Annotated in this window: 1 protein-coding gene; it reads left to right on the top strand. The window is 45.9% G+C overall.

Features of this window, described 5'->3' with window-relative positions; genetic code table 11:
- The first annotated feature begins 237 nt into the window (after positions 1 to 237).
- The gene (locus tag ABF86_RS12115) at positions 238 to 1,419 is read left to right on the top strand and encodes an integrase arm-type DNA-binding domain-containing protein (protein ID WP_074684495.1); all 1,182 of its coding nucleotides are present in this window, start codon (positions 238 to 240) and stop codon (positions 1,417 to 1,419) included.
- The last annotated feature ends 423 nt before the right edge of the window (positions 1,420 to 1,842 follow it).

Raw genomic sequence — 1,842 nt, 5'->3', positions numbered from 1 at the left:
GCCTGGAAAGCTGTATAAGTGACAGGTAATACCGTACCGCGGGTTCGAATCCCGCCTTCTCCGCCAAAGATATAGCAATTAATACCCACCGTCAACAAACAAACCCGCACAAACACTTAATCTAGCAGCATATCTAGTCATTCATTGGCAACCTTGGTAAAACCGGGTAACATTTCAAAAAACGGGTAGAAAACCGGATATATTTTTTACCCATTTCATTTCTACCCGGTTTTACCAATGAAACTAACTGATTCAGCCATTCGAGCTGCAAAACCCAAAGAGAAGCAATACAAGCTGACAGACGGCAACGGATTGACCCTGCTGATATATCCTGACGGTTCAAAGCACTGGCGGTACCGGTATTTATTCAATGAGAAAGAATCCATGCTTTCCCTTGGGAAATACCCGGAAACAACCCTGGCGCAAGCCCGATCAATTCATGATGGGTACAAGGCGATACTAAAACAGGGCATCAATCCATCGACTCATCGCAAGGAAGAAAAACGGAAAGCGATCGTGTCTGTTGAAAACAGTTTCGAGGCGGTGGCGCGGGCATGGTGGATGCATTGGAAGCATGCCAAGACAGAGCGCCATGTAGCCTATACCTTGAGAAGAATGGAAGCCGATATATTCCCGTTCATTGGTGCAAAACCAGTCAATACACTCACAGCCATGCACTTTATTGAGCTTGTGTACAAGGTGCAAAGCCGTGGCGCGCTGGATATTGCAAAACGTGTTTTAACCATGTGCGGGCAGGTTATGTGCTATGCGGTGCAGCACGGGTTATCAGAACGAAACCCGGCAGCAGACATAAAACCAGCTGACATTCTAAAGAAACGGAAAAAAGTTAATCACAAGCGGATACCTGAATCAGAGCTGCCGGATTTACTCCAGAAGATTAATCAGTACGACGGGCAACCACTTACACGACTGGCTTTGCAGTTAATGACGCTAACATTCATTCGGACAAGTGAACTGATCGGCGGACGGTGGGAAGAGATTAGCTTTGATAATGCCGAATGGCGTATCCCGCCAGAGCGCATGAAAATGCGTAGTCAGCATATCGTCCCCTTGAGCGACCAGGCAATAACTGTCTTGCGCGAAATCAAGGCATTGAACAGTGACCCGGTTCTGTTGTTCCCCAACGAGCGACGTAATGGCAAGACCATGAGCAACAACACCATTATTTATGCGCTATACCGCATAGGTTACAAGGGCCGTATGACAGGGCACGGCTTCCGTGGACTGGCATCAACTGTCTTACATGAGAAAAATTTCGACCACAAATGGATAGAACTACAACTGGCACATGCAGAGCGTGATGAAGTTTCAGCGGCTTACAATCACGCCCTGTACCTTGAACAGCGCAGGAAAATGATGCAATGGTGGGGAGAATATATTGAGATGAAAGGAATATGACAAAAAGATTCCAGCCAATAGAGGATCTGGGTAGTATTTGTACAAAGCACAACATATGGTACTATTGACCACCCTTGACCACTAGATACAAGGGATTGCCCGGTAGTGACGCCAATCACCAACCGGGCAGGCTGAATGAAGCAATCAGCGAGTTATACACTTGGTTGCTTTGATCTGCCCAACGGCAGAAACAATACACTAACAATACTTTAGCAAACTATGGGTAATCATAGCACATAAAGTATATAAAAGTTAAGGGAATATTGCTTCTGCTCTCTAGTGATTCTTTAATCATTGCGGAGCATTTCTAATGACAAGCAACAAAACAACCAATCTTCCTGAAACCATCCCATTGACCGGCAAATCCCGCTGGTCACAGCTCAAACCATTCATTCCAGTATGCAATGAGCCGTTNTGCAANCT

Origin of the sequence: Nitrosomonas sp. GH22 (assembly GCF_009833115.1) — a bacterium.
Lineage (GTDB): Bacteria > Pseudomonadota > Gammaproteobacteria > Burkholderiales > Nitrosomonadaceae > Nitrosomonas > Nitrosomonas eutropha.
This window is presented reverse-complemented; position numbering and strand designations above follow the sequence as displayed.